At 45.6% G+C, this 24,130-nt stretch carries 18 protein-coding genes; 9 read left to right on the top strand and 9 right to left on the bottom strand.

What is annotated here, in order from left to right; genetic code table 11:
* The first annotated feature begins 187 nt into the window (after positions 1-187).
* The 4 genes from nirB to ACE3K2_RS17525 all read left to right on the top strand — a co-directional run bounded on the left by nirB (position 188) and on the right by ACE3K2_RS17525 (position 4,680).
* Complete coding sequence (gene nirB, locus ACE3K2_RS17540; protein WP_421892822.1) at positions 188-2,617, top strand: nitrite reductase large subunit NirB; 2,430 nt, start codon at positions 188-190, stop codon at positions 2,615-2,617.
* A 55-nt stretch (positions 2,618-2,672) separates the two neighbouring features.
* Positions 2,673-2,999: a nitrite reductase small subunit NirD gene (nirD, locus tag ACE3K2_RS17535; RefSeq protein WP_421892819.1), complete on the top strand. Its 327-nt coding sequence runs from the start codon at positions 2,673-2,675 to the stop codon at positions 2,997-2,999.
* Positions 3,000-3,048: 49 nt separating this feature from the next.
* The gene (locus ACE3K2_RS17530; protein ID WP_421892816.1) at positions 3,049-3,831 is read left to right on the top strand and encodes a formate/nitrite transporter family protein; all 783 of its coding nucleotides are present in this window, start codon (positions 3,049-3,051) and stop codon (positions 3,829-3,831) included.
* A 219-nt stretch (positions 3,832-4,050) separates the two neighbouring features.
* A complete protein-coding gene (locus ACE3K2_RS17525; protein WP_338588040.1) occupies positions 4,051-4,680 on the top strand; it encodes a YfbR-like 5'-deoxynucleotidase in 630 nt (209 codons plus the stop codon).
* A gap of 1 nt (position 4,681) precedes the next feature.
* Here the strand turns inward: ACE3K2_RS17525 and ACE3K2_RS17520 are convergent, their stop codons facing one another.
* Positions 4,682-5,491, bottom strand: a complete 810-nt coding sequence (locus ACE3K2_RS17520; RefSeq protein ID WP_421892813.1) for a response regulator transcription factor — start codon at positions 5,489-5,491, stop codon at positions 4,682-4,684.
* A 4-nt stretch (positions 5,492-5,495) separates the two neighbouring features.
* A complete protein-coding gene (locus ACE3K2_RS17515; RefSeq protein WP_421892810.1) occupies positions 5,496-7,382 on the bottom strand; it encodes a sensor histidine kinase in 1,887 nt (628 codons plus the stop codon).
* A 168-nt stretch (positions 7,383-7,550) separates the two neighbouring features.
* On the opposite strand from ACE3K2_RS17515, the gene ACE3K2_RS17510 reads away from it, so the two are divergent.
* The 5 genes from ACE3K2_RS17510 to ACE3K2_RS17490 all read left to right on the top strand — a co-directional run bounded on the left by ACE3K2_RS17510 (position 7,551) and on the right by ACE3K2_RS17490 (position 12,162).
* The gene (locus ACE3K2_RS17510; RefSeq protein ID WP_339305114.1) at positions 7,551-8,855 is read left to right on the top strand and encodes an ABC transporter substrate-binding protein; all 1,305 of its coding nucleotides are present in this window, start codon (positions 7,551-7,553) and stop codon (positions 8,853-8,855) included.
* 100 nt (positions 8,856-8,955) lie between these two features.
* Entirely contained in the window at positions 8,956-9,828 is an 873-nt protein-coding gene (locus ACE3K2_RS17505) for a carbohydrate ABC transporter permease (RefSeq protein ID WP_421892807.1), read from the top strand.
* A 1-nt stretch (position 9,829) separates the two neighbouring features.
* On the top strand, positions 9,830-10,654 hold the full coding sequence (locus tag ACE3K2_RS17500; RefSeq protein WP_421892803.1) for a carbohydrate ABC transporter permease: 825 nt from the start codon (positions 9,830-9,832) through the stop codon (positions 10,652-10,654).
* Positions 10,655-10,716: 62 nt separating this feature from the next.
* Positions 10,717-11,142 carry an Rrf2 family transcriptional regulator gene (locus ACE3K2_RS17495; RefSeq protein WP_036668516.1) on the top strand — a complete coding sequence of 142 codons (426 nt, stop codon included), beginning with the start codon at positions 10,717-10,719 and terminating at the stop codon, positions 11,140-11,142.
* Between the two features lie 162 nt (positions 11,143-11,304).
* A complete protein-coding gene (locus ACE3K2_RS17490) occupies positions 11,305-12,162 on the top strand; it encodes an SDR family oxidoreductase (RefSeq protein WP_421892800.1) in 858 nt (285 codons plus the stop codon).
* Between the two features lie 86 nt (positions 12,163-12,248).
* On the opposite strand, the gene ACE3K2_RS17485 is transcribed toward ACE3K2_RS17490, so the two are convergent.
* From ACE3K2_RS17485 to rnhA, 7 genes are all read right to left on the bottom strand, one after another.
* A complete protein-coding gene (locus ACE3K2_RS17485) occupies positions 12,249-12,785 on the bottom strand; it encodes an RNA 2'-phosphotransferase (RefSeq protein ID WP_421892797.1) in 537 nt (178 codons plus the stop codon).
* A gap of 31 nt (positions 12,786-12,816) precedes the next feature.
* Positions 12,817-13,257, bottom strand: a complete 441-nt coding sequence (gene imm48, locus ACE3K2_RS17480; RefSeq protein WP_421892794.1) for an Imm48 family immunity protein — start codon at positions 13,255-13,257, stop codon at positions 12,817-12,819.
* A gap of 132 nt (positions 13,258-13,389) precedes the next feature.
* Positions 13,390-14,631 carry a transcriptional regulator gene (locus ACE3K2_RS17475; RefSeq protein ID WP_421892791.1) on the bottom strand — a complete coding sequence of 414 codons (1,242 nt, stop codon included), beginning with the start codon at positions 14,629-14,631 and terminating at the stop codon, positions 13,390-13,392.
* A gap of 195 nt (positions 14,632-14,826) precedes the next feature.
* Positions 14,827-20,496 (bottom strand): S8 family serine peptidase, encoded by a 5,670-nt coding sequence (locus tag ACE3K2_RS17470; protein WP_421892788.1) that lies wholly within the window; start codon positions 20,494-20,496, stop codon positions 14,827-14,829.
* A gap of 582 nt (positions 20,497-21,078) precedes the next feature.
* A complete protein-coding gene (locus tag ACE3K2_RS17465) occupies positions 21,079-22,068 on the bottom strand; it encodes a serine/threonine protein kinase (RefSeq protein ID WP_421892785.1) in 990 nt (329 codons plus the stop codon).
* A 299-nt stretch (positions 22,069-22,367) separates the two neighbouring features.
* Positions 22,368-23,237, bottom strand: a complete 870-nt coding sequence (locus tag ACE3K2_RS17460; protein ID WP_421892782.1) for an alpha/beta fold hydrolase — start codon at positions 23,235-23,237, stop codon at positions 22,368-22,370.
* A 212-nt stretch (positions 23,238-23,449) separates the two neighbouring features.
* The gene (gene rnhA, locus ACE3K2_RS17455; protein ID WP_421892779.1) at positions 23,450-24,103 is read right to left on the bottom strand and encodes a ribonuclease H; all 654 of its coding nucleotides are present in this window, start codon (positions 24,101-24,103) and stop codon (positions 23,450-23,452) included.
* Positions 24,104-24,130 lie beyond the last annotated feature (27 nt).

Below are 24,130 nucleotides of genomic sequence, written 5' to 3'. Positions count from 1 at the left end.
ATTTCTTATTTATATAAAAATAAAAATTTAATTCTGTGATGGGGCTCACACAATTAAATTTATGACTATTCTATCCTTATTAGTGAATTAAATCACATAAACTGTCATCAACACCTTGTATAATTTCAAATATAAACCACTAAAATTTTGAGTAATGTACAGCGTCTATTCAAGGAGGCCTACACACATGAACGGAAAAAAAGAGAACCTCATCATCATTGGTAACGGTATGGCAGGAATCAGTACCGTTGAACAAATTCTGAAATTAACTACGCGATTTAATATTACTGTTTTTGGCACCGAGCCCTATCCTAACTACAACCGAATTATGTTGTCTTACGTACTGGAAGGAAGCAAAACGCTGGACGATATCGTCCTGAACGACCTTCACTGGTATGAAGATTACGGCATTACATTGCACACAGGCACAACGGTTACACGAATCGACGCCGAGACACACGAGGTTGTGACTGAAGATGGAACTCGTGTCCCTTACGACAAAATCATCATTGCAACAGGCTCCAACTCCTTCATTCTCCCCGTACCGGGGCATGACAAAGAGGGTGTTGTCGGTTTCCGGGACATCGCCGATTGTAATGTCATGCTGGACGCTGCCAAACAGTACAAACGAGCGGCCGTGATCGGGGGCGGACTGCTTGGTCTTGAAGCTGCCAAAGGTTTGGTACAACTCGGCATGGAAGTTACCGTCGTGCATCTGATGGATGATCTGATGGAGCGTCAGCTTGATCCGCAAGCTTCAGCCATGTTGAAGGCGGAACTTGAACGTCAGGGTATCCGCTTCAAGATGGGGGCGCAAACTTCCGAACTTCTGGGCGGGGAACGGGTTGAAGGAATTCGTTTTGCAGATGATACTGTACTGAATGTTGATTTTGTGGTCATGGCTGTAGGAATCAAACCCAATACGGCTGTAGCCCGCGAAAGCGGTATGGAAGTGAACCGGGGCATTGTCGTGAATGATTATATGCAGACTTCACTTGAGAATGTGTATTCGGTCGGGGAATGTACAGAGCACCGCGGGGTATGTTACGGCCTTGTTGCCCCATTGTTCGAGCAAGGCATGATTCTCGCGAAACATATCTGCGGTGTTGAGACGGCTCCGTATGAAGGTTCTGTAGTATCCACAAAATTGAAAATTTCGGGTGTGGACGTCTTTTCAACTGGTGAATTCATGGACAGTCCTGAGCACACCGTCATTTCGCACAAAGACGACTGGAAACGGACTTACAAAAAAATTCTGCTCCGTGATAATAAAATGGTCGGTGCCGTTCTCTTCGGTGACATTACGGATTCTGCCGAATTGCAGAAACTGATCAAACAACAGGCCGAAATGACCGAAGAATTGTATAGTTCACTCATGGGTACAGGCTGCGGAGGCCATAAGAAAACCACCTCTGTAGAAACGATGGCGGAAGACGAGATTGTCTGTGGGTGCAACGGAGTAACCAAAGGAACGATTGTTGATGTCATTACGAATCAAGGACTAACCAGCGTAGATGAGATCAAAGCCTGTACAGGTGCAACGCGGTCTTGCGGTGGATGTAAACCGGTTGTGGAGCAAATTCTGCAATATGTGCTGGGAGACGGCTTCAGCAGTGGAGCCAAACAGGGAATATGCGGATGTACTTCCATGGGAAGGGATGAGATTGTAGCCGAGATTCGTGCAAAGGGATTACAAACAACCAAAGAAGTCATGAATGTTCTCGGCTGGAATCAACCTGAAGGTTGTTCCAAATGTCGTCCGGCGATCAACTATTACCTTGGCATGATTGCACCGGATACTCACGAAGATGAAAAGGAATCCCGTTTTGTTAACGAACGTATGAACGCGAATATTCAAAAGGATGGAACGTATACGGTTGTACCTCGGATGTACGGCGGGGTGACTACTCCAGCGGACCTCAAACGCATCGCTGACGTTTCAGTCAAATATGATGTAAAAGCAGTCAAAGTTACCGGAGGTCAGCGTCTCGACTTGATTGGTGTTAAAAAAGAAGATCTGACTAAAGTCTGGGCTGAACTGGATATGCCTTCAGGTTATGCATACGCCAAATCGCTGCGTACGGTCAAAACATGTGTAGGCTCCCAATTCTGCCGATTCGGTACACAGGATTCCATGGCCATGGGCGCTCGCATCGAACGTAAATTCGAACGTCTGGATCTGCCAGCCAAGTTTAAATATGCCGTCAACGGTTGTCCACGGAACTGTGCAGAGGCATGTACCAAAGATATCGGTATCGTTGGTAACGACGGAGGTTGGGAAATCTTCATCGGTGGTAACGGCGGTATTAAAGCAAGACTGGCTGATTCCTTATGCAAAGTGAAAACAGATGAAGAGTTGATTGAACTGTGCGGAGCCATCATGCAATATTACCGCGAGACAGGTAACTATCTGGAACGGACTTCCGAGTGGGTGGAACGCATGGGGCTGGAACATATTCGTTCGGTTGTCGTGGATAACCTGGAGGAACGTAAAGCGTTGATGCAGCGGATTGAATTCGCACTGGAGCATGTTGAAGAACCTTGGCAAAAAGCGATTCGCAATGAGGAAGGCGAAAGCAAAATGTTCCATGGTATCGAAGTATCGGCTCGTCCATAAACAAGCTTGCAGGATTAATTCTGGAGAATGTTAAATAGATAAGGAGTGGTTTAAGATGACGACAAAACAATCAGGCACCTACTTCCCCGCTGGAGTAGTTGAAGAATTCCTGCCACGAATCGGAAGAGTAGTTGAGATTCAGGACCATCAGCTTGCTGTCTTTCGTGCATCGGATGGCACCATCTTCGCCGCTGATAATCACAACCCCCACCCCAAGGGTGGACCGCTGGCAGAAGGTATCGTGTCCGGGCATTATCTGTACGATCCGCTGTATGATTGGAAAATTGACTTAACTACCGGTGTTGTGCAAGCACCGGACAATGGGCAAGTGCAGATGTATCCGGTGAAGGTAGAGAACGGCCAGGTCTGGATTGAGATATAGCTCCATCAAAACGTTTAAAGATTGATGCAAAATAATGGGGGAAACCGTGATGTATACACCAAGTGTTGAGGGAATTATTGAAGCAGCGGTTAAAAAACGGGATCAGATGAACTCCAATCTTTCACGCTACATGGTTGCCGCTTTAATGGCGGGTGCCTATGTAGGGCTTGGCATCGTACTGATCTTCAGTATTGGTGCCCCGCTCCTTGCGGCACAGTCACCACTGCAAACCATGTTGATGGGCATGTCCTTCGGACTCGCTCTCACGCTGGTCATTTTTGCCGGATCGGAACTATTTACAGGCAACAACATGTTTTTCACCATGAGCACGCTCGCAGGCCGGACCACCGTTAAAGATACACTGAAAAACTGGGGTCTCGTCTTCCTCGGCAACTTGCTGGGTGCGATCCTGCTCAGCCTGCTTATTGTAGGCAGCGGCCTGTTCAAAACGGCTACGCCTGAACATCTGTTATTCGTCGCTTCTGCCAAAAAGATGGCCGCTCCCGTATCGGAGTTGTTCTTCCGCGGCATTCTCTGTAACTGGCTCGTCTGTCTGGCGATCTGGATGGCTGCTCGCACAAAAGAGGATATCGCCAAAATTGCTCTTATCTGGTGGTGTCTGTACGCCTTTATTGCAAGTGGATATGAGCACAGTGTTGCCAATATGACTTTGCTGTCCTTGTCCTGGCTGTTGCCAAACCACCCGGATACCATTACGCTGGCAGGCTGGTTTCATAACATGATCCCGGTGACGCTTGGTAATATCATCGGTGGTGCCCTCTTTGTCGGCATGGCTTACTGGTATACTTCACCGGTACGTAAAAAAGCGTGACATGTATCCTTGCATTCGTTGATGCAGGATATGAATTTCGGGATCGCACGAATTCTTATCTAATCAAAGCCACGAGGTGGGCTGAACCTGATTCAGCCCACCTCGTGGCTTTTTGATCTTCATTTTTTACATGGGGTGTATACATCTTTAATCCCAGGTTAACATAACAGCATTATAGTCGGAATAGACTACTCAAACTTGCAAAGGATGATCACATCTATGGGAATTCATACGTACTTCAGGTCACTAAACGATCTTGAACGTATTATCCGTACACCTGGCAAATTCAAATTCGAAGAACACAGTGTATCTGCTCATTCCTGGAAAGTGGTACAGTACGCCAAAACACTCGCAGATATTGAGGAACAGCATGGAGTCACCATCGATTGGAAGAAGTTATACGAAATTACGAGCAGTCATGATTATGGCGAAATCTTCATCGGTGATATCAAAACACCAGTCAAACATTATTCACTGGAGCTGCGATCGATGCTGCAAAAGGTGGAAGAAGGCATGGTTGAACATTTTATTAATGAAAATATTCCTGAAGAGTTCCAGCCTATTTTCCGCAGACAGCTGCGTGAAGGCAAAGACCAATCGGTTGAAGGACTGATTCTCGAAGTCGCAGACAAGATGGATCAGGTATACGAAGCCTTTGCCGAACTCCAACGTGGCAATACGGAGAAAGAATTTATCGTCATGTACCGTTATGCCTTGGTGAAAATCAAAAATATCGACCTCCACTGTGTGCAGTATTTCCTGGAACAGATTCTCCCCGACATGATTGAAGAAGGTATTCGCTCCCCGTTTGATATTCGCAAAATAACCGAAGAAGCTCTGGCCCTCTAAATCAGCTCAAGTCAACATGGTCTTCATCATCCATGGGCAGGGCTTTTTTTCGTTCCTGCAATTGCATGCGGTACTCGCTGGGGTACATGCCCGTTTTGTTTTTGAAAATCCGGCTGAAATAGTGGGAATCACTATACCCTACCGCCCCACCAATGGTCTTGATATCCATATTCTCGTGAGTAACGAGCATGCGCTTCGCTTCATTCATTCGCAAGCCTGTCATATATTTCAGCGGAGTCTCCCCTGTTACTTTCTTAAAACACTTTCCTAGATAGTCCACACTAAAATGCATCTGTCCCGCCATGTCCTGAAGTGTAATCTCATGCATATAATTCTGCTTCAAATACAGCTTAACGGCTTCTGCGATATCCTCCGGCTTCACCTGCTCATCCAACACGGCACTGACATGGGCAAGCGAATCCACAGCGCTCCCAAGCTTCAATTCCATCGCATCCAGCAGTGTCCGAAGCTGTTCTTCCGATAATGGTTTGAGCAGATAATCCTCCACCTTGTAACTGATTGCCTGCCGGGCATATTCAAATTCATGATAACCACTCAGAATGACAATTTTCACATGCGGATAGGCAAAATACAGATGTTTGGCGAGTTCCAATCCATTCATTACCGGCATCTGTATATCCGTTACAACCAGATCAGGTACGGAATGTTCGATCAGCTGTAACGCTTCCTGACCATTCCTCGCTTCACCAATCACCTCAAACCGGGTGTCCAGCTCCCTGAATTTGCGCGAGACGTTCCGGCGAATCAGGGCCTCATCTTCCACAATAATCGTTCTATATTTGATTGTCATCGGTTCAGTCATGCTCCTTTCGAATGGAACCGCCAATGGTAATCTGGACACCGCCGGAAGGCTTGTTCATAATCTGCATGTGGGCTGCCGTACCATACCATAATTTCAATCGAAGCCATATATTCTTGAGTCCCATGCCGTTAATTTCGAGGTCAGGCATACGCTCCCACTCCTGTGATTGTTCGATGTAAAGCAGGATTTTGGCAAGTGCCTCGGGTTCCATGCCAGGTCCATTGTCTTCCACATGGATCTGCCAGGTCTGTTCTATGGCATCCATATCTCCAGTAATATTCAGTTTCCATGGCGGGGTATCACCCAGTCCATATTTGATGGCATTTTCGAGTAGCGGTTGCACCATCAGCATCGGAACCTGAATATGCTGCATCTCTTCCGGAATATGAAACTCATAGTGCAGATCATCTTCAAACCGAATCTTCATACACTCCAGATATCGCTCACAATAATCCAATTCCTGAGACAGCGGGACCCCGTTTTTGCCGGGAGTCGAGATATAACGAAGCATGGATGCGATATGACCGCAGAACGCGATAATCTGATCATTCATGCCTTCCTCCGCCATGATGCTGATATTTGTGATGTTGTTGTAGAGAAAATGCGGGTTCATCTGGGACTGTAATGCCAGTAATCTCGCCTCTGTCTCCTGGGATTTCATCGCCAGTCTGTCCTGAAAAGATTGCACAAGCTGCTGATTCAGGCGGATAAACGTATCATTCAGCTCATCCATCTCCCGGATGGAACCCGGATGCTCCAGCTTGAACAAATGCGCCGAATCTTGACCGGATACCAGATCGTTCTCACCCGTTTTCTGGATAATGCGCTGCAAACGATGTAACGGCAAAGTGACCCTTTTGGAAATTAGATACGAGAGAACCAGAATCAACATCAACGTAGCTAACGTGGCGCCGATAAACATCACAGCCATCCGGTTGAGACTTGCAAAAAGGGACTGCTTGGACTGCATGACCACAACGGTCCATCCCGTCTCCTGTGATGTCATGTACGTCATCATCTGTTTGGAATGACTCAGAGGATCGCTGATCTCCTGCATCGTGTCAGGCGGAAATGAAAGATTTTGAATCAAGTCCACATCATCGAATTGAACTGCCTGAGAATCCTCGCCATCCGAAGACAGCGGATACAGCCTTGTATTGTGCTCATCCATCACATAGATCCTAAGCTCCTCGTTACTCGCCTGCAAATCATTCAAATGCTGGAACAGGGTTTCGGCATCCTGCAAAATCTCAACGACGCCCTGGCTGACATAGTTGCCATCTTTGTATACCCGGGTAAGGGAAATGTAGGGTTGATCTGGTTTCCCTTCACCTGTTGGCATGGGCAAAGCTCCCCCCTCTAACAGTTGAATCACCCGCCAGCCACTCCGCTCCCAGGTTTCCTTGTACCACGGTCGCTGAGTCAGATCCACGGACAGTTGACCGTTGAATGCACCCGCTCCCAGCATCTTGCCGTTCACATCATAGATATTGGCCTGTTTGGCTGTATTGGAGCTGCTAATGATCGCCAGAATGACATCAATCAGTGTGGTTGTATCCTTATACAATGCCGGATCACTCGTCAGTGTCTGCTCACTGCCTTCCGCTGGTGCCAAGTAGTGACTGAAGTGTTCTTTGACCAGATTAGAGTACACAATATTCATGGAAAAGTTGTTCATTTTCACCACTTCCTGATCCAGATTACTGACGATGGATACCCCCAGTTGTCGCTGCTGTTCTTCACTTCGATGACGGATGTCATTCGCAAGAAAAACATACAGGAGTCCTGCCACAATGAGCGAAAAGACAATAAATACCGCAGAGTAATAGGCAAACAGACTTTGCTGAAGCGTTCCAAATCGATACCGCAATCCCCACACACCTCGTCCTATGATGATATTGGTCACACCATTCGAAAATGTCCACCCAACAGAACGTTTTTGTCTATTGAGCGTATTCGCTGTTCACAGTAAAGTTATCCACATAAGAATACGCTTACATTAAGCGTTTCGGCAAGTGACAATTTTCTTTATATTACGGGAGGTTCAATGATGAGAAAACGATTTCTTTTTTCGCTCGCAAGTGTACTCCTGCTCTCCACTCTGCTGCTTGCCGGGTGCAACTCAGGTAAAAGTACGGAAGGTTCGGGTAAGGTTACACTTACGTTTGGAACCAGCCAATCCGGTATTCCGCGTACAGGTATCATGCAGACGATGGCCAAGGAATATGAGCAGGAGACCGGTGTCAAAATTGACTTTCAGGTCGTACCTGACGCACAGTGGCGTGACCTGATCAAGGTGAAGCTGGCCTCTGGCGAAGCACCTGACATTTTCAATGTCGATGTGGACCCTCTCAGCATGCCAGCCAACGTAAGACCGGAGGAAAATGCCATTGACCTGACCAATGAGGAATTCACAGGCCGGATGTCCGAAGAGATTTTGCCAACCGTCAGTCACAATGACAAGGTGTACGGGGTTTCTTTTGCGCCAACGAAAATCTGGTATGTGTACTATAACAAACGTATCTTTCAAGAGCTCGGCATAGAGCCTCCTACATCCTATGCCGAATTCAAGGCGATCAGCCAGAAGATTAAGGATAAAGATATCATCCCGTTCTATCAGGCACCTGCCAGCGGGTGGTATCAGGTTCTGCCTTTGTTCGAAACGGGACCCAACTATGAGCAAACAACAGCAGGAACCTACGAGAAGCTAAACAATAATGAGATGAAAGTCGCCGATATGACGCAACTCAAGACGGTCATTGAACAATTGAAGGAATTTGCGGATCTCGGCTATTTCGGCAAAGACTTCTTGTCCAATACGGTAGAAGCGGGAATTGAAGCGTTTGGTCAAGAGAAAGCAGCGATGTTGCTGCGGGTTCCAGGGACGGAAAAGGAAGTCTCCGAAGCGTATCCGGCCATGAAAGACAATATGGGGTTCTTCGTCATGCCGTGGGGAGATAATCAGACGATTGGTGTGAATCCGGGCGGTTCAGCTGCGATGTTTGGTAACAAAAACAGTAAACATCCCGAAGAAGTGCTGAAATTCTTCCGCTGGATTACAGAGCATGATCATCTGCAGCGTGTGTTCGATGAAGGTGAGGGCAATCTGACCATTTGCTGGCCGGAAATCGAACCGAAGCTGACACAGGATTATATTGATTACGAGAAAAATCATGAAAAAGGTACGGTCATGCAGGCCGCTGTGAAATATATTGATCCACAATGGATGGATATTGGCAAGGACTTGTCAGGCATGTTCGCTGGCGCAATGACACCGGATCAGATTCTGCAAAATATTGATAAACGTCGTGCTGAACAAGCCAAAGTGCTGAAAGATGAGAAGTGGCAGTAACAGCGCATAACTCGATTAAACATACATGCTGAACAGCGTTACCTGCAGCGGGCACTTGCCCGCTCATGTATTTTGGCAGGAAGGAAAGGTGTTACCGGTTATGAATGCAAACAAAATCTATCCCTGGTATTTCTCATCTGGAGCAATTGTATTATATCTGCTGTTCATCGTTGCTCCCGCCCTGCTGGGTATCTATTATTCGTTCACCGATTGGAACAGTTACAGTTCGGAGAAAAACTTTATCGGTCTGGAGCATTTCCGCACTATTCTGGCGGGTGATCCGACCTATCTGCTTTTTATCAAAAACACAGTCCTCTTCACCCTGGTTACATCCATCGCCAAGACGGTTCTCGGCTTGTTTCTGGCCCTACTGCTGGTCAGCGGTGTAAAGGCCGCCAATCTGCATCGGATGATCATTTTCTCCCCGCAGGTGCTGTCGTTTCTCATTGTTGGACTTGTATTCAAAAGTCTGCTTGACCCCAACAACGGGTTCGTTAACGTAACCCTGCGTTCATTGGGACTGGACGTTATCGCCCAGAACTGGCTGGGCTCCCTCACCTGGGCTATGCCATCCATCATGGCAGTGGATACATGGAAAGGCATGGGGTACATCATGGTGCTGTTCATCGCCGGACTGCTCGCGATTCCACGCGATTATTACGAAGCAGCATCCATTGACGGCGCCGGCTTCGGGCAGAAGCTATTCCGAATTACGATTCCAATGCTCATGCCTACCATTACCATCGCCACAGTGCTTAATATTACGTATGGGCTGAGAGTATTCGATGCCGTATACGTGCTGACCAACGGTGGCCCCGGTAACGCGACAGATGTCATTAACACGGCGGTTTATTCCTCTTTTGCCAAAGGCTATTGGGGACTGGGAAGTGCGCTATCTACCATTCTGTTTGTCATCATGGCGATCATCTCCTTCTTCATCATTCGTTTGATGAACCGAAAGGTGGAATACTAACATGCGATTGAGAAAAAGACTCGCTTCGCTTGGGTTAAATACACTCGCCTGGCTGCTTAGCCTGGTGGTCTTGATCCCTTTTGTCGTCATTGTACTGAATTCATTCAAGTCCGATGCTGAGGCCAAAGTGCTTAAACTGACATTGCCTGAGAAATTTATTTTTGAAAATTACAAAATCGTCTATGAACAGGGACATTTGGGCGGTTCATTTTTCAACAGTCTGCTGCACTCCGGGGTCTCCTCCCTGCTTCTTGTGTTTGTTGTGGCCTTTTCGGCCTTCACGTTATCCCGTAATCATTCGAAGCTCAGCAAGTTCCTGTACTTCTTCCTGATTCTCGGCATCACACTGCCACTCAACTACATTCCGCTGATGGAAGTCATGAAATCGCTGGGCATGATCAATTCACATGTCGGCATGATTCTGCTCTATACGGCCATGGGTATTCCGATCTCGCTGTTCATTACGTATGCTTTTGTGTCTAACATCCCGAAGGAGCTGGATGAAGCCGCGATCATGGACGGATGTAATGGGATCAAGCTGTTCCTGAGAATCATTGTACCGCTGCTCACGTCCGTGCTGGTGACGGTATTTGTGCTTAATTTCCTGAGTGTCTGGAATGAGTTTACTGCCCCGCTCTATATGCTGAACACGGTAGAGATGTGGCCGATGACGCTTGCTGTATATAACTTCTTCGGACAATTCAGTGCCCAGTGGAATCTGGTTAGTGCCGATATTGTACTCACGTCATTGCCTGTGTTGATTGTGTTCCTCATTGGGCAAAAGTATATTGTGGGCGGTCTGACTTCAGGGGCGGTGAAGGGGTAAAAGATCTAGTTGACATTTGATCTTTTTGTAACTATCATGGTTACAACGGTGGTGATTATCCCATGAGACAAATCAGCAGTCGCTTTTCCATTGCGGTTCACACCCTGTCCCTGATCGCTGTGATGCCAAATGAATGCACCGGAGATGTGATCGCGCAGAGTGTGAATACCAATCCCGTGATTATTCGGCGGATCATGTCCAAGCTGAAACAGGCTGGTCTGATCGACGTTAGACCCGGTGTGGGCGGTGCTTCCTTGTTGAAAGATCCGGCAGACATTACCCTTCTCGATGTATATCGAGCACTTGAGGTGGTGGAGGATGGGGAATTATTTAACTTTCATAAACATCCGAATCCGAAATGTCCGGTCGGCAACATGATTGAACACACCTTGCGTGCTGAACTCATTGAGGCTCAGACAGCTATGGAGCAGCGCTTGAATCGTGTAACCATACAGCAGATGATGGATCAGATTCATGTCTCTGAATAAAAAAAGCTCATTGTGAGCTTTTTTTAACCCTTTCGTTGTAATCACACCTGTTATAACATTTTTGATTACATCCATATGCAAGTAATAACTGTATACGACTTATCTGGCTTGAGTTAAACAAGTTGTATACAATCACAACACATATCCTAGGAGGAAAAAAAGATGAAAATTTTGGTTACTGGCGCAACAGGTCAATTGGGCTCACTGGTTGTAGAAGCATTGTTAAAAAACGAATCTGCCAAGAATTTAGCTGTAAGTGTACGTAATCCGGAGAAAGCGGAAACACTCCGCGCTCAAGGTGTTGACGTGCGTCACGGTGATTTCGATCAACCGGAGACGTTGGAGAAAGCTTTTGCCGGTGTAGACCGTCTGTTGCTCATTTCCACTGATGGTGACAATGAAACACGTATTCGCCAACATCAGACTGCTGTGGACGCTGCCAAGAAAGCAGGCGTTGGATTCATCGCTTATACAAGTGTTGTGAATGCAGATCAAAATACCCTTTCCCTGGCGGAAGTTCACCGCGCTACAGAAAAAGCAATTCGTGAATCCGGCATTCCGTATTCCTTCCTGCGCAACAACTGGTACCTGGAAAATGAAGCAGGCAGTGTGCAAGCGGCTACGCAAGGCGCACCTTGGGTTCATGCTACCAATGATAGCCAGGTCGGCTGGGCTACCCGCAGTGACTATGCCCATGCAGCAGCAGCTGTACTTGCAGGTGAAGGACATGAGAATACCGTGTATGAATTGTCCGGCAAACTGCGTACGCAAGCTGAGCTGGCTGCCATTGTTGGTGAAGTGCTTGGACAGGACATCAACGTGCAAAACGTGGACGATGCCACTTACGCTGACATCATGAAGGGTGCGGGTCTACCGGACTTTGTCGTATCGATGCTCGTTGATATGCAAAGCGCTATTCGTGAAGGTGCATTGGCTGTAGAAAGTGATACATTAGAGAATTTGCTTGGCCGTCCGGCTCAGCCGCTTAACGAAGGTATTAAAGCGATTGTAGGCAAGTAAGTTTTGAATATAAGAAAGGGACACACCAACAAATGTTGGGTGTGTCCCTTTTTGATGTAGCTAAGGCTTGGAGTTTGAGATCGTGATTATTGGTCGATATAACGAGCGGGAATATGATCGGCCAGCCAGATATTCTCGTTTCCATGATAAAAGAGGATTCCATCTGTAGACGCTTGTGCAGCGTTTATTTTCAAAATGACAGGCTGATCATCCCGTCTTCGTCCCACCTGATTGGCCGTATCAATATCTGAGGACAGATGTACATATTGCCTTTGCCGCGGCTGTAAGCCAAGTTCCATAATAGAATTTACGGCGCGTGCCGGGGTCCCATGGTACAGGGTTTCCGGTGGCTCAGCAGCTATCTTGGATATTTTATGTGGTGTCGAATGTCCATACAATGCCCGGATACGGCCAGAACGGATTTCATGTCTCTTTTTCTCCGAGGCTTGAATCATCTGCTCCAGATCGGCTTGTGTGACTTCCTTCCACTGCGGACTTTCATGTAAAGCCACCAGCAATTGCGAGATTTCCACCCAACCCTCTTCGTCGAGTTCCAGCTCATACTCCCATGGTGCATGCCGCAGAGCGTATGAGAGTTCCTTGCTTAATTTCATCAGATCCATTGTGATCATCTCCCACATCTACTAAAACTGTCTATTTTTGCGATTGAACCGCTGTTAAAATCTCCTGAATGTTATGTTCCAATCCTTCATCGTCTTCCTGATTGAACTGACGGTGTCCATCAATCCCACGTTGGATAATGGTATTCATCACCGGATGAACCTCACGATCGGAAGCCACCCGGATCAGATCATCGGCAAAATCAACCGCCTGCTGTTCACTGTAATTAAACGGTTTAATCAGCATCCGAATGCTCAAGGCATGGGCCTGCGTCTCCGCTAGCTGATCCCGATGAGTGATGCCATACACCGCACCAAAACCAAAAGCAGCCATGACCTGACGCTCCAGTTCACTCGTTTGTTCCAAAGGGGTGCCAATCAACTCACACATTTTGTCCACCATCTGCTCCAGCTCGTTTGCCGCCGCAGCCAGAATTACGTCATTAATATCGCCAGCGTTGATAAATTCAGTCATATTGGGTTTTCTCCATTTCTGCACCGTATTTGTTCCATTCTCTTGGACTCTATGAAAACATTGTATCGGAGTTGGGGTATTCGTATCAAATCAACGCTATGTTGAGGACACTTTTCTTACACATTTATTACCCTATATAAGTGAAGTCGATTGTGATTCGAAACGATTTTTTGCGAGCCTAAGCGCCTTCTCCGTTTCCCCATGATTCATATAGTACTGAAACAATAACTCTTCATAACGTTCGGCGAGATACTGGGAACCAAGTTCACGATAATAAGGAAGAATTCGTTCCTCTATCATTTCATAATACGCTTGCTCCTGCCCTTGTAAAATGACAGACTGGAGTTCCAATTCCATATAACTTGCATCTGAAACAAGTGTAGAGTTGTGCAATGCTTTCAGAGACATGTCCAATAGTTTATTTGCAGGTATGAGATTACCCAGTCTGTTCGACTCTATGTAATTATTGAGCACCATCAGGTATAACGGTTGTTTCTCCGGAATGATATCAAGCGCTTGTCTGTACCAGTGAGCCGCATCCTCATATTGCTTCCGCCGGTTATATTCGTAACCCAGATTGTTCAGAAGCTTTGCTTTTCGGTCAGGAAGCCCGCAATCATCACTAATCCGAATCAGATTTTCATATCTGCGTTTCGTCTCGGGAAAATCATGATATTCACGGGAATTGAGCTGAACCAGCATGATCGTTTCGGTGTCAATGATTCGCACCATATTGAGCGTTTTCCGAAAATGCTGGATAGCTTTCTCGGCGTAATAGTAAGACGTGATATTTGAATATATCGAGTGATATGCCAGAGACAAATGATAAAAGTACTCATGATTCGTATATTTGGACTGATTGATTGAAGTTAGCGTCTGGATGGATTTGCGATAATGTCCTGTAAGGAAGTAGTAAATTCCCATTACATGGTGATAAAAATAATGTTCATATGAATGCTCCGATTCATCCGGAATCTCGACTTGGGCTATAAGTCTCTCCGCTTCATCGATATTGTTCATAAACAAGTAAAAACGGATCTGCAGCAAATCATAGGATAAACGCAAATCAGGTATACCTCTTAACGGTTCTTCTTCCAACTTGTCTTTTAGGCGAATAGCTTCAGCTGTTCTCTGCATAATGATGGCCTCTTGCCATGAATCCAGAAGATCGTTCATTTGATGATATCTGACTACTTCCCTTGCCATATCAATATGTAGTCGATCACAGATCATGTCCATAATCTCCTGAGAATATTCTGTCATGCCCCGTTCAATTTTGCTCAGATGTGTGACCGAACAGATTCCCTTCACCAATTCGCCTTGAGTTCGTCTATTCTTCTCCCGGTAAAATTTAATAATCTTCCCTTCAATCATTACTACACCTCGTTTCCATCCATCGTTTTATTCCTAATTATAGGGTTCGAAAATGGACTCTGCCAGTTATATATTGGAGTCTGACATACTTGGGAAGAGAGCTTCAGGAGGTCCACTGGGTAAAATAACAAAAAAAGTAATAACAAAAAATAAGAGGTCTCCTCCTGCCGGAGGAACCTCTTATTTTTGTATTTTTTATTTTAGCAACGAAAGTAAATTATGAACCGTTTGAGCCGTTTCGGCACGAGTAGCACTATCTTTGGGGTTGAATCTCCCGCCAGTAGAACCTTTCATTACACCAAGCTCGGAAGCTTTCGCCACAGCTTCTTTTGCCCAAGATGCAATGTTTGTTTCGTCCGTATAACCGGCAACAGCCGATTGGATATGGTTGGATTGGGATTGATACTTGTATGCTCTCATCATAAGCACTGCCATTTCTTCACGTGATATAGTTTGGGTTGGAGCAAACTTGTCATTGGCTATTCCCTGAATCAAACCTGCTTGATAGGCCGCAGCCACGTTGTCTGCATACCAGGCATCCTTACTCACATCACCAAATGGCACATCGTTACCTTTCACCTCTAAACCAAGGGTTCTCACGATTAAAGCGGCGAATTCGGCACGAGTCGTTTGACCTTGTGGATCAAACGCGGTCTCTGTTTTGCCCGTCAGCACATGTTTGGCCGATAGAGACTTAATTGCTTCATTTGCCCAATGCGTTGGTGCCACATCTTCGAAGGATTTATCGTAAACGAACGGTGCATACGTACCCAAATCAGACAATTGGGAAGTCACGGTACCCTTCTCTTCATCTACGATTCCACCTGCGTAAACCCATTGATTCACAGAAGAATGTTCATTATATATTCCAACCAGATCGCTGTTTGATTCTTTGTTGTAATGAAGTGACAGGGTAACCTCCTCAGGAAGTGAGGACAACGATAATTTCTCACTGGAAACCTGGAGATACAGTTCAACTTCGTAAGCAGCACCTGCGGTTGTCCACGTAAGACCTTCTCTCGTTTCTGGGGTTTTCACATCTTGTTTTTTCATATCCAAAATGATCTTGCCACCAGCAGCACCAGAACCGCCTTTGGTTTGCAGTTCTTTCAGCACGCTAGATGGAATGGTTAATGATAGTACACCTTGCTGAGAAAGTGTGAGTGTATTCGTACCCAACAAATCCCCCGTATTGAAAGGCAGCTCAATCTTGTTACCAACGGTAATATCCACATTGACGGTACCGTTTGTCACAACTTTTAACTCTTTTTCTGTAATAACCTGATTTTGGCTTGGATCTGATTCTGTGGTTGGTCCAGGGGTTGGGACAGGTGCAGGAGTTGTAGAAGCTCCGCCTCCACCGTTATTGCCAGATCCGCCACCATGATTACCAGAACCACCATTGTTCATTTCCTGAATTTTGTTGAGGAAGTACCCTAAGTCTTTGTTTCCAATTTGCAAAACAGGCTCCTTGGTAGAATCTTTAGCGGTCATTCCAAAGTTATTCGTAATATAATTCACTTCCGCGTCTCCCACATAACCATCCTGATCGATATCAGCGATCTCATCTGAGGTATGATAATGATTCGTTACAAGCTCCATGTCATAGATATCGATGACTCCATCTCCATTAATATCGCCTGCATACGTAAAGTCGGACGAATTCAGTTGATTGATGCCATAATATTCGCCATTAATATTCTTGCTCAGAACTACCGCCAGCTTGGAAGGTAGATGACCGGGAACTCGTGTGTAGATCGTCGTCATTTCACCTGTTGCAGGAATGCCATCGATGAGGAACTCACCGTATTTTTGCAGCGTCCCCTCAAATCTCTCTCCGGAAGCCGTCTCCGCATAAACTTCAATGCCCATTGCCGAATAGTCATTTGCAAAATCCAGATACTCTCCATTGACCATAAAAGCTTCGGGACGTACATAACCATATGTTCTTGAAGATTTGGAGATCACTTCATAGCTGTCTGTGTTAAACGCGGTTAATGTCAACTTCTCTTCGTTCTCTCTCATGCCAACCGTCGTGTATTTCACTTCAAGCAATGGGACATCATTTTTCTTCATGTAAAATTCATCCTTCGGTACATCAAAGACAACATCGAATAAATCAAGATCACCTGTGATTCCTTCAAAGGAACCACCTGAGATGGATGCCTCAAAGCTGATTTCTCTTGGGCTCACGACAGGATCACTGAATTTCACTTCAGCACCTGTGGCATCCAGTAATGCCTGCAGCTCAGGCGTTGGCTCAATCCGGTTAAATTGTTTGTAGTCATACATCGATTCCAGGATAAACGAAATACGGTTTAATTTCTCCACATTGTTCAATTGAATGGTCTGGGTGATCGTATCTCCTTTACGGACTTGGTCTTTGTCATATTTACTGGTCACATAAGGTTTGCCTTCGGAAATAAATCCATAGCGGTGGTCCTTGACGGGATTGGCCGCTGTACCCACATCCATTCCAAAGAGTCGCAGTTCGTAACCCTGATCATATTCTTCTTTGGTAATACCAAAAGATATGTTTCCATCTGCTGAAACAGGTAATTCACCGGAATAGAAAGGACTGCCATTCTCGTAGAACATGATGCGATTGGAAGATTGATCATAAGCCGTGATCCCATGATCAACAAAGGTTTGCACGGTCGCATCGATAGCTGTGCCATCATACCAGATGCCCTCTCCAGCTTCCCTTTCCGTCAACATACTATCGTTGAGTTCATATACACCAGGTTCTATACCCAAATCAATCTCGGGGGCTGTATTGTCCACAACGACTAATGTTTCGTATGAATACTGCCGGGAGTCAGAATCCGTCCCGATGATTTCCAGTGTATAGCTGCCCTCTGGGACAAATCGTGCAACGTTGGAGATCTCCCCGTTTGTAATCGGAAACGCGTAACCTTTAAACAAATTCAGGATCATATATTCTATTCCTGGAAGCATAGACTGCGAATTCATTGTACCTACAAAACCGATTTCATTACCGGTCTCACGATCCTTCAGCAATACATCGACAGAATCCATAGGACTGCCCAAAAGAATGGTACTCAGTGTAATCCGATTCAGGAATTGGTGAAATGGCGTATCGTTTGTGATGGATGGCGGTATCATCTCCACCGAAGTAATGCCCTTTTCACTAATACGGATCGAGAATGGGATCTGAATATGATCTGCCGCATTTTCCGTATCCAGATATACATACCCTTCATAACGACCGCTTGGCGTGTCCTGCGGTATATCCACTGAAACAGTCATCTCTTCGGTACTTCCGCCACTTACATTAATCGATTCAGGAAGATCTACATTTATATTCATATCGTTTAACAGCTTGATGGAAGTGTTATACGTTTTGGCAAGGTCCCCTTTATTCTCTATTTTAATTGTCCGGCTGTCAGATACGATTCCCTGGCCGTCTTCTTCCAAATAGGCACTATCAAATACGATGGAACCTGTAATTTCATCAATAAGGATGGATTCATCATTCGAGAAGTGAATTGTTTTGTCCTGAACTTTGGCAAATACGGATGTGTGGACTGCCCGATAAGGATCTACTCGGCCTGCACCTACTTCATACACGGAATAATTCCCATTCAGATCAACCGCTGTATTCATAAGAGCCGTCTTCACATCAAAAGGTGTGTATTCTTCATGTGCCTGGAGCATAAGCGCGGCAATACCCGCCATATGTGGTGTTGCCATGGAAGTACCCGAAATTCGTGCATAGGCAATAGTATAATTCTCACCCGTATGATCATTCACAAATACAGGATAGGTTGAAAAAACAGCTACGCCCGGGGCGACGATATCGGGTTTAATATCATCATTCAAGGCGGCTGGACCTCGGGAACTGAAATCGGCCAGTTTATTTCCTTCCGTAACGGTTTGGCCTGCTGCACCAAAGGTGACCGTCACACCGTTCAACACTTTTAGTTTTTCTCCAAGCTCTCTCATCATCTGGAACGTGGGAATATATCCGTTCATTTCACCCAAATAATTGGGGATTGTTCCTTCAACATTATTATAAATGATTGCTGCTGCCGCCCCTGCTTTTCTTGCGTTGACAATCTTGGCATCGAGTGCAATATCTCCCCGAGCGATTAGGGCCACTTTGCCTTGTACATTAATACCTTCAAAATCAAAAGCATTACCAAGCCCTGCATAAACAAGTTCGTAGGTTTTGCCTTCAAGCGTAGTCAAATCGTCAGTAAAATCTTTACCAAACAGAGGTAACGCCTCCGTATACGTTGCAGCAGGTGCTTCATTCGTTGGCGCTTCTTCGCCTGCTGCTGGTACATCTTCTTCTAATGCAGGTGTTTCTTCGACTGCGGGTGGCGCTTCTACATCTGTTGCTGGTGTCTCTTCTGCTGTTGGTGGAGCTCCTTCTTCCACTACAGGAGTTTTCTCCTCATCAGATGCCTCTTCTTCCTCAACAGGTGATTCTTCCTGCTCCACTACAGATGTTTCCTCACCCTCAGAGGGGACTTCTTCTTCCATTACAGCTGTTTCCTCTGTCTCTCCCGCACCTGGATTGTTATACACATCCAGAGTCACTGTAGCCGTAGGAATAGTTAACGGAACATCGGAAGCACCAATCGTAATGGCCAGCGCGCTCGCGCCTGGTGTACCTAACGTACCTTCATTGGGTCCATCATTACCTGCCGCAACCATACTCACCACGCCTTGCAGCATCGCATTATTCAGTGCAATTGAAGAAGGATCCAGCGGATCATTCGTGGCAGCCCCTAACGATAGATTGATAACATCAAGTTCATCTTCAATGGCCTTGTCAATTCCGGCAATAATGCCACTCATCTCACCACTTCCACCAGGGCCAAGTACACGATACACATATAAGTCTACATCTGGAGCAACACCTTTCACAGCATACCCCACGTCATTTTTGGCCTGCCCAGCGATGGTTCCCGATACGTGTGTTCCATGGGAAGTATAATAAGCTTCTGCTAAAACACCTTGTTCCTTGTAACCCGAATTTTCCCAATCTTCATAGGTTGTCTCCATGGGGTCAGCATCGTTATCAACAAAGTCCCATCCTTTTACCGTAGCCGGGTCCACTTGCTTTGGATCTTCACCCGCATGAGCGCGATACCCTTTATACGCCTCTGTTAAATCCGGATGATTATAATCAATTCCGGTGTCCAGTACTCCCACTTTGATTCCCTTACCAGTGATCCCCTCTTCATGAAGTTTGTTGATGCCGAGATATGGCACGCTATCAGCCATTCGAGGTTGCATTCCGGATGTAGATGCAAATTCACTTGATGTGTCTGTCTCTGGCAGATCAAGAGCCACTTCCTGATCAGCCCATACTTTTTTCACAACCCCGGATTTCATCAGATCTTCTACGGCTACACCAGGGATCTTTAATGCAACACCATTCAGTGCGGTCTCGTACTCCTGCGTAATCCGAATGGAGGCAGCATCATAAGATAACCCTCTCTTCTGCTGCAAAGACTTAATATGCTGTTTAAATTGCTGATGGTTTTGTTTCACTTTACTTGTCGCCGTACGCTCAGATAACTTCTCTTGGTTCAGTGCAGCCCGTTTCAAGGCAACGGCAGCGGGTTCACTTTTGAACTGCACGATCACGTTGACCAAATCGTTACTTTTGGTATTAACCTTGGGGTCGATCACTTCACCGTCCATGACTTGAAGCTGAGTCAAAGCTTGTCTTTCTTCTGGTGTAAGAGACTGCAGAATGGACTTGGCGCTTTTACTCTGCTGTAGAGGACCGTAAGAGGGTGCTGCGTAAGCTGGTAAAGAGAACATGGAAGACAACAGGACTCCTGCTGCTACTAAACTGGATAACCATCGGGTTGATTTTCGTTTCATTTCATACCTCCTGCGATTTACGATCAGATTAGGCTAATCGTATTCCGCAGCGTAGGGTATGTAAATTGGGGTAATTAAGCATGTTGATAGATTGCATTACTCTGTTAACCTTTGGATAAATTACATATAAATAGACCGAATTATCTAATTTACTGACTTCATGTCACGAATTCAAGATTCCAGCCTTTAATTCAGAACCAGATTTGATAAACAAGTATCTTTAGACCTAGAATCACTTTCGAAAATGAATCGATTTTTCTAAAGAAAATTACTTTTTTTGTTATTTTTATTGTAAGGTGCAACTTAAAAATTTAAAAAAAACGCAAAAAAGCTCACACCGTTATCCAAATCAGGTTGATACATGTGAGATTTTTTAACATTTACTTGAATGATGTCTTTCCTAAATGATAAGTTATTCATTCTTCTATTAGATCTCAATCTCATTCTTTTAAAATATAAAATAAAACAAGCCAACTCGCCCCAGATGAGAGGGGAAGAACTGGCTTGTTTATATTTTAATCCTATTTGACAGCTATGCTCTCATTTAAGTTCATCCACTTTATGAACACAGGTCACTCCAACTTACGCCGTCTCATGTTGCTTTTTCGACTCCACTTCATAGACCTGCGTATGTTCATTCTCGGCAAAAGACCATTCCACTGTACCTGGCTTGCGCACTTTCCACACCCAGGCTTGAATTCGCAGCGAGCTTCTGACCCAGGCCAGGGAAGCACAGCGTTTCTCGGAACGAACCATGAGCCCCCAATGAATAACACGAGCGAGCCAAGGATTCACATACTCATTATGTGAGCGAACAGATGGCAATTCATCCTGGAACAACCGCTGTTTCACATCCATAGGAGGTTGTCCGCATGTCCAATAATGGAGCAGAGCCGCCAGGCTATAGATGTCCGACATCGGTCCCTGACTGGATTTCTCCGAATAGAATTCCAGTGGAGAGTAACCTGCCGATGTGAATATCACCTGTTTCTCTCCGGATTGCATCGGCCAACGGGTAGCTGAGCCGAAGTCCAGAAGCTTGGGTGTACCATCCTCCATAACCATAATGTTGGAAGGTTTCACATCCCGGTGAAGAATGCCTTGTTTATGTATGTAATCCAATGTATCCACCAGTGGAAGCAGCGTCTCCGTTATGAAGGCAGCATCCAGCGCATGATTGTGTTCATTTAAATACTCGGTCAAGGTGATTCCCGTGCAGTATTCCATAACCAGATATCCCGTATCATTTGCTTCAAAATGATCCAAATACGAAACAATATGAGGATGATCCAGTTTTGATAACAGTTCACCTTCGAGCAGAAATGCAGCCAGTAACTCCTGATATTGCCCACCGTATCCTCGCGAAGAGCAGAACACCCCACGTTTGTCTGCCTGACGTTCAGCCAGTCTCTGTGGGAAAAATTCCTTAATGGCTACCTTGGCACCCGTGTTACGATCTCGCCCTGCATATACAATAGCCAGCTCACTGCTGGCTAATACCTGTCTTACCTGATATGTATCATTTATAATCACATTGCGTTGCAATGCCATTTTGCAATTGTCTTTTCTCATAACAGACCTCTTTTCAACCTTGTCGATCGGAAGACTTTCCGCGTAAATGCATCATTTGGTTCAACCAGTAAGCAATTCATCGCCAACCATCTATATAAACCAAATGATGCCATTTGAAACACCTCAACGCGAAATATTTAAATATTAATGATATCAAGCCTTCTACGATCTACTGCTATTCCCTATCCACACTATTCTATAGAAGAAAAAGATTCTCGTATATACAGTATCGACAAATGGTTGTAATTACTTTATTAAACTGGAGAAAAACATTTCTCATCCTTCAAGTGCAGCTTGATTTAATAATTCTTCTGTAAAAAACGTCCAATTTCCTCGTTCATCTGCACCAATACGTCCTGTGAAGGGAAATGTCCGGTATCATACTTGATGGCTTGCACATTCGCAATAATTTTTTGAGCACGTTCAATACACTTATCCGCTGGGAAAAATACATCCTTCTCCCCCACCAATAACAGGGTTGGAGACGTATAGTTCAACAGTTCTTCCCGCTCTGTGAGTTTGGGCAGATCCTGATCTATACTGACATATTTGAAAAGTTTGCCGATAATGTTTTTATCCATTTCTTTCATGCAGTTGCACGACATGGTGTCCGTAATTTTTTGCAAGGAAGATGGTGAAGACGTCATCCGATACTTGACGAGCGGCAGCGTGATATCCTGAGCTGTTTTGATTTTGGAGTTGACTGCAAGACCTGCAGGAGCAACCAATACGGCACACGAGATGCGTTCCGGAATATAGGTAGCCAGTCTGAGAATGATGCCTCCTCCAAACGATGGACCGATAAATGCACTCTTTTCAATCTCATAGTGGTCAAGCAGATCCGACACCCATAATGCCAAACTATCAAACCGTGTCGAGATACTCGCTTCCTCACTATAACCAGGATGACCAATCGTATCAGGAGCAATAATCCGGTATTCTTTAAATAAAGAAGAGAACCATGACAACGTCATCGGATTCACACAGTTCCCGCCCTGGAGAATAAATAACGGCTTGCCATCCAGAGGACCCGTCAGTAAAACATGCGTCTTGCCAAAACGCGTCTCTACATATTCCCGAGTAAATTCCTCACCCAACTCGTTCAAATAAATCTCATACTCTTCAAGGATGCTGCTCTTGCCTTCTTCACTTCTATAAATGGAACTCATGTCTGCCTCCTGCAATATATACTCAAAATAACTGATTCTCGTAAACTTGGCCTGTAAATCGAAGGTCCAAAAAGATAAAGAGGGCCTGCAGATGACAGGCTCCTCCATATGTTTAACTAATCATATTCAGATGATTATAGAGCGGAAACTGGAAATTGTAAATAACGATTCTAATAGACCAGAAATAAAGGGGGCATCTTAAAGAGAAATACTTATTTTCGACCGTAATCGGCCTTGATTTCGCCCCACTGTTTGGTCTGCCATTTGAGCACTTTATTGCTATACGTATTCGTCTGAAGCCACTGCTCCGCACGATCAATCATCAGCCAGATCTCTTCCGTGGAGTTGTCTCTTGGTAACGTTGTGGCTACTTTTTTCTGCTTCAGCCATTTCATGGCATTGACCGAGTCGGTATACACCGTTTTGGTACTGCCTTCTTTTTTCAGATGTGCAAGGGCATGTACAATGGCCAGGAATTCGCCCAGATTGTTCGTGCCTTTGGAGATCGGTCCGACAGAAAAGATAATCTCACCTGTGCGGGTGTCTACCCCTTTGTATTCTACAGGTCCGGGGTTACCGCGTGTACCCACATCAACGGAGATGCTGTCGTAATCCACTTCTTCCGACGTTTCCATGCCTGCGCTTCTTCCGCTACCAGCCGACTTCGACTTTGACGCTCCGCCGGCACTTGAACCCCAGTTCCCTTTCCATCCGGCACGGTATGCCTCTTCTGCGGCTGCTTTGGACTCATAGGATTTATATTTTGCTCCGTTATACTGATCCGTCTGTGCTTTGCATTCTGCCCATGTACTATACACGCCTGGCTTCTTGCCCTCCCAGACAACATAGTATTTCTGTTTTGCCACGTTGACCCGCTCCTTTGTTTAACTTCA

This window comes from Paenibacillus sp., from assembly GCF_048976745.1.
Classification (GTDB): domain Bacteria; phylum Bacillota; class Bacilli; order Paenibacillales; family Paenibacillaceae; genus Paenibacillus.
The sequence above is the reverse complement of the archived record's forward strand: the minus strand, read 5'-3'. Positions and strand labels throughout refer to the sequence as shown.

Excerpts from the sequence above, each read along its gene's own strand:
- nirB (WP_421892822.1), top strand. The coding sequence starts at position 188 with ATGAACGGAAAAAAAGAGAACCTCATCATCATTGGTAACGGTATGGCA.
- nirD (WP_421892819.1), top strand. The coding sequence starts at position 2,673 with ATGACGACAAAACAATCAGGCACCTACTTCCCCGCTGGAGTAGTTGAA.
- ACE3K2_RS17530 (WP_421892816.1), top strand. The coding sequence starts at position 3,049 with ATGTATACACCAAGTGTTGAGGGAATTATTGAAGCAGCGGTTAAAAAA.
- ACE3K2_RS17525 (WP_338588040.1), top strand. The coding sequence starts at position 4,051 with ATGGGAATTCATACGTACTTCAGGTCACTAAACGATCTTGAACGTATT.
- ACE3K2_RS17520 (WP_421892813.1), bottom strand. The coding sequence starts at position 5,491 with ATGACAATCAAATATAGAACGATTATTGTGGAAGATGAGGCCCTGATT.
- ACE3K2_RS17510 (WP_339305114.1), top strand. The coding sequence starts at position 7,551 with ATGATGAGAAAACGATTTCTTTTTTCGCTCGCAAGTGTACTCCTGCTC.
- ACE3K2_RS17505 (WP_421892807.1), top strand. The coding sequence starts at position 8,956 with ATGAATGCAAACAAAATCTATCCCTGGTATTTCTCATCTGGAGCAATT.
- ACE3K2_RS17500 (WP_421892803.1), top strand. The coding sequence starts at position 9,830 with ATGCGATTGAGAAAAAGACTCGCTTCGCTTGGGTTAAATACACTCGCC.
- ACE3K2_RS17495 (WP_036668516.1), top strand. The coding sequence starts at position 10,717 with ATGAGACAAATCAGCAGTCGCTTTTCCATTGCGGTTCACACCCTGTCC.
- ACE3K2_RS17490 (WP_421892800.1), top strand. The coding sequence starts at position 11,305 with ATGAAAATTTTGGTTACTGGCGCAACAGGTCAATTGGGCTCACTGGTT.
- ACE3K2_RS17485 (WP_421892797.1), bottom strand. The coding sequence starts at position 12,785 with ATGGATCTGATGAAATTAAGCAAGGAACTCTCATACGCTCTGCGGCAT.
- imm48 (WP_421892794.1), bottom strand. The coding sequence starts at position 13,257 with ATGACTGAATTTATCAACGCTGGCGATATTAATGACGTAATTCTGGCT.
- ACE3K2_RS17475 (WP_421892791.1), bottom strand. The coding sequence starts at position 14,631 with ATGATTGAAGGGAAGATTATTAAATTTTACCGGGAGAAGAATAGACGA.
- ACE3K2_RS17470 (WP_421892788.1), bottom strand. The coding sequence starts at position 20,496 with ATGAAACGAAAATCAACCCGATGGTTATCCAGTTTAGTAGCAGCAGGA.
- ACE3K2_RS17465 (WP_421892785.1), bottom strand. The coding sequence starts at position 22,068 with ATGAGAAAAGACAATTGCAAAATGGCATTGCAACGCAATGTGATTATA.
- ACE3K2_RS17460 (WP_421892782.1), bottom strand. The coding sequence starts at position 23,237 with ATGAGTTCCATTTATAGAAGTGAAGAAGGCAAGAGCAGCATCCTTGAA.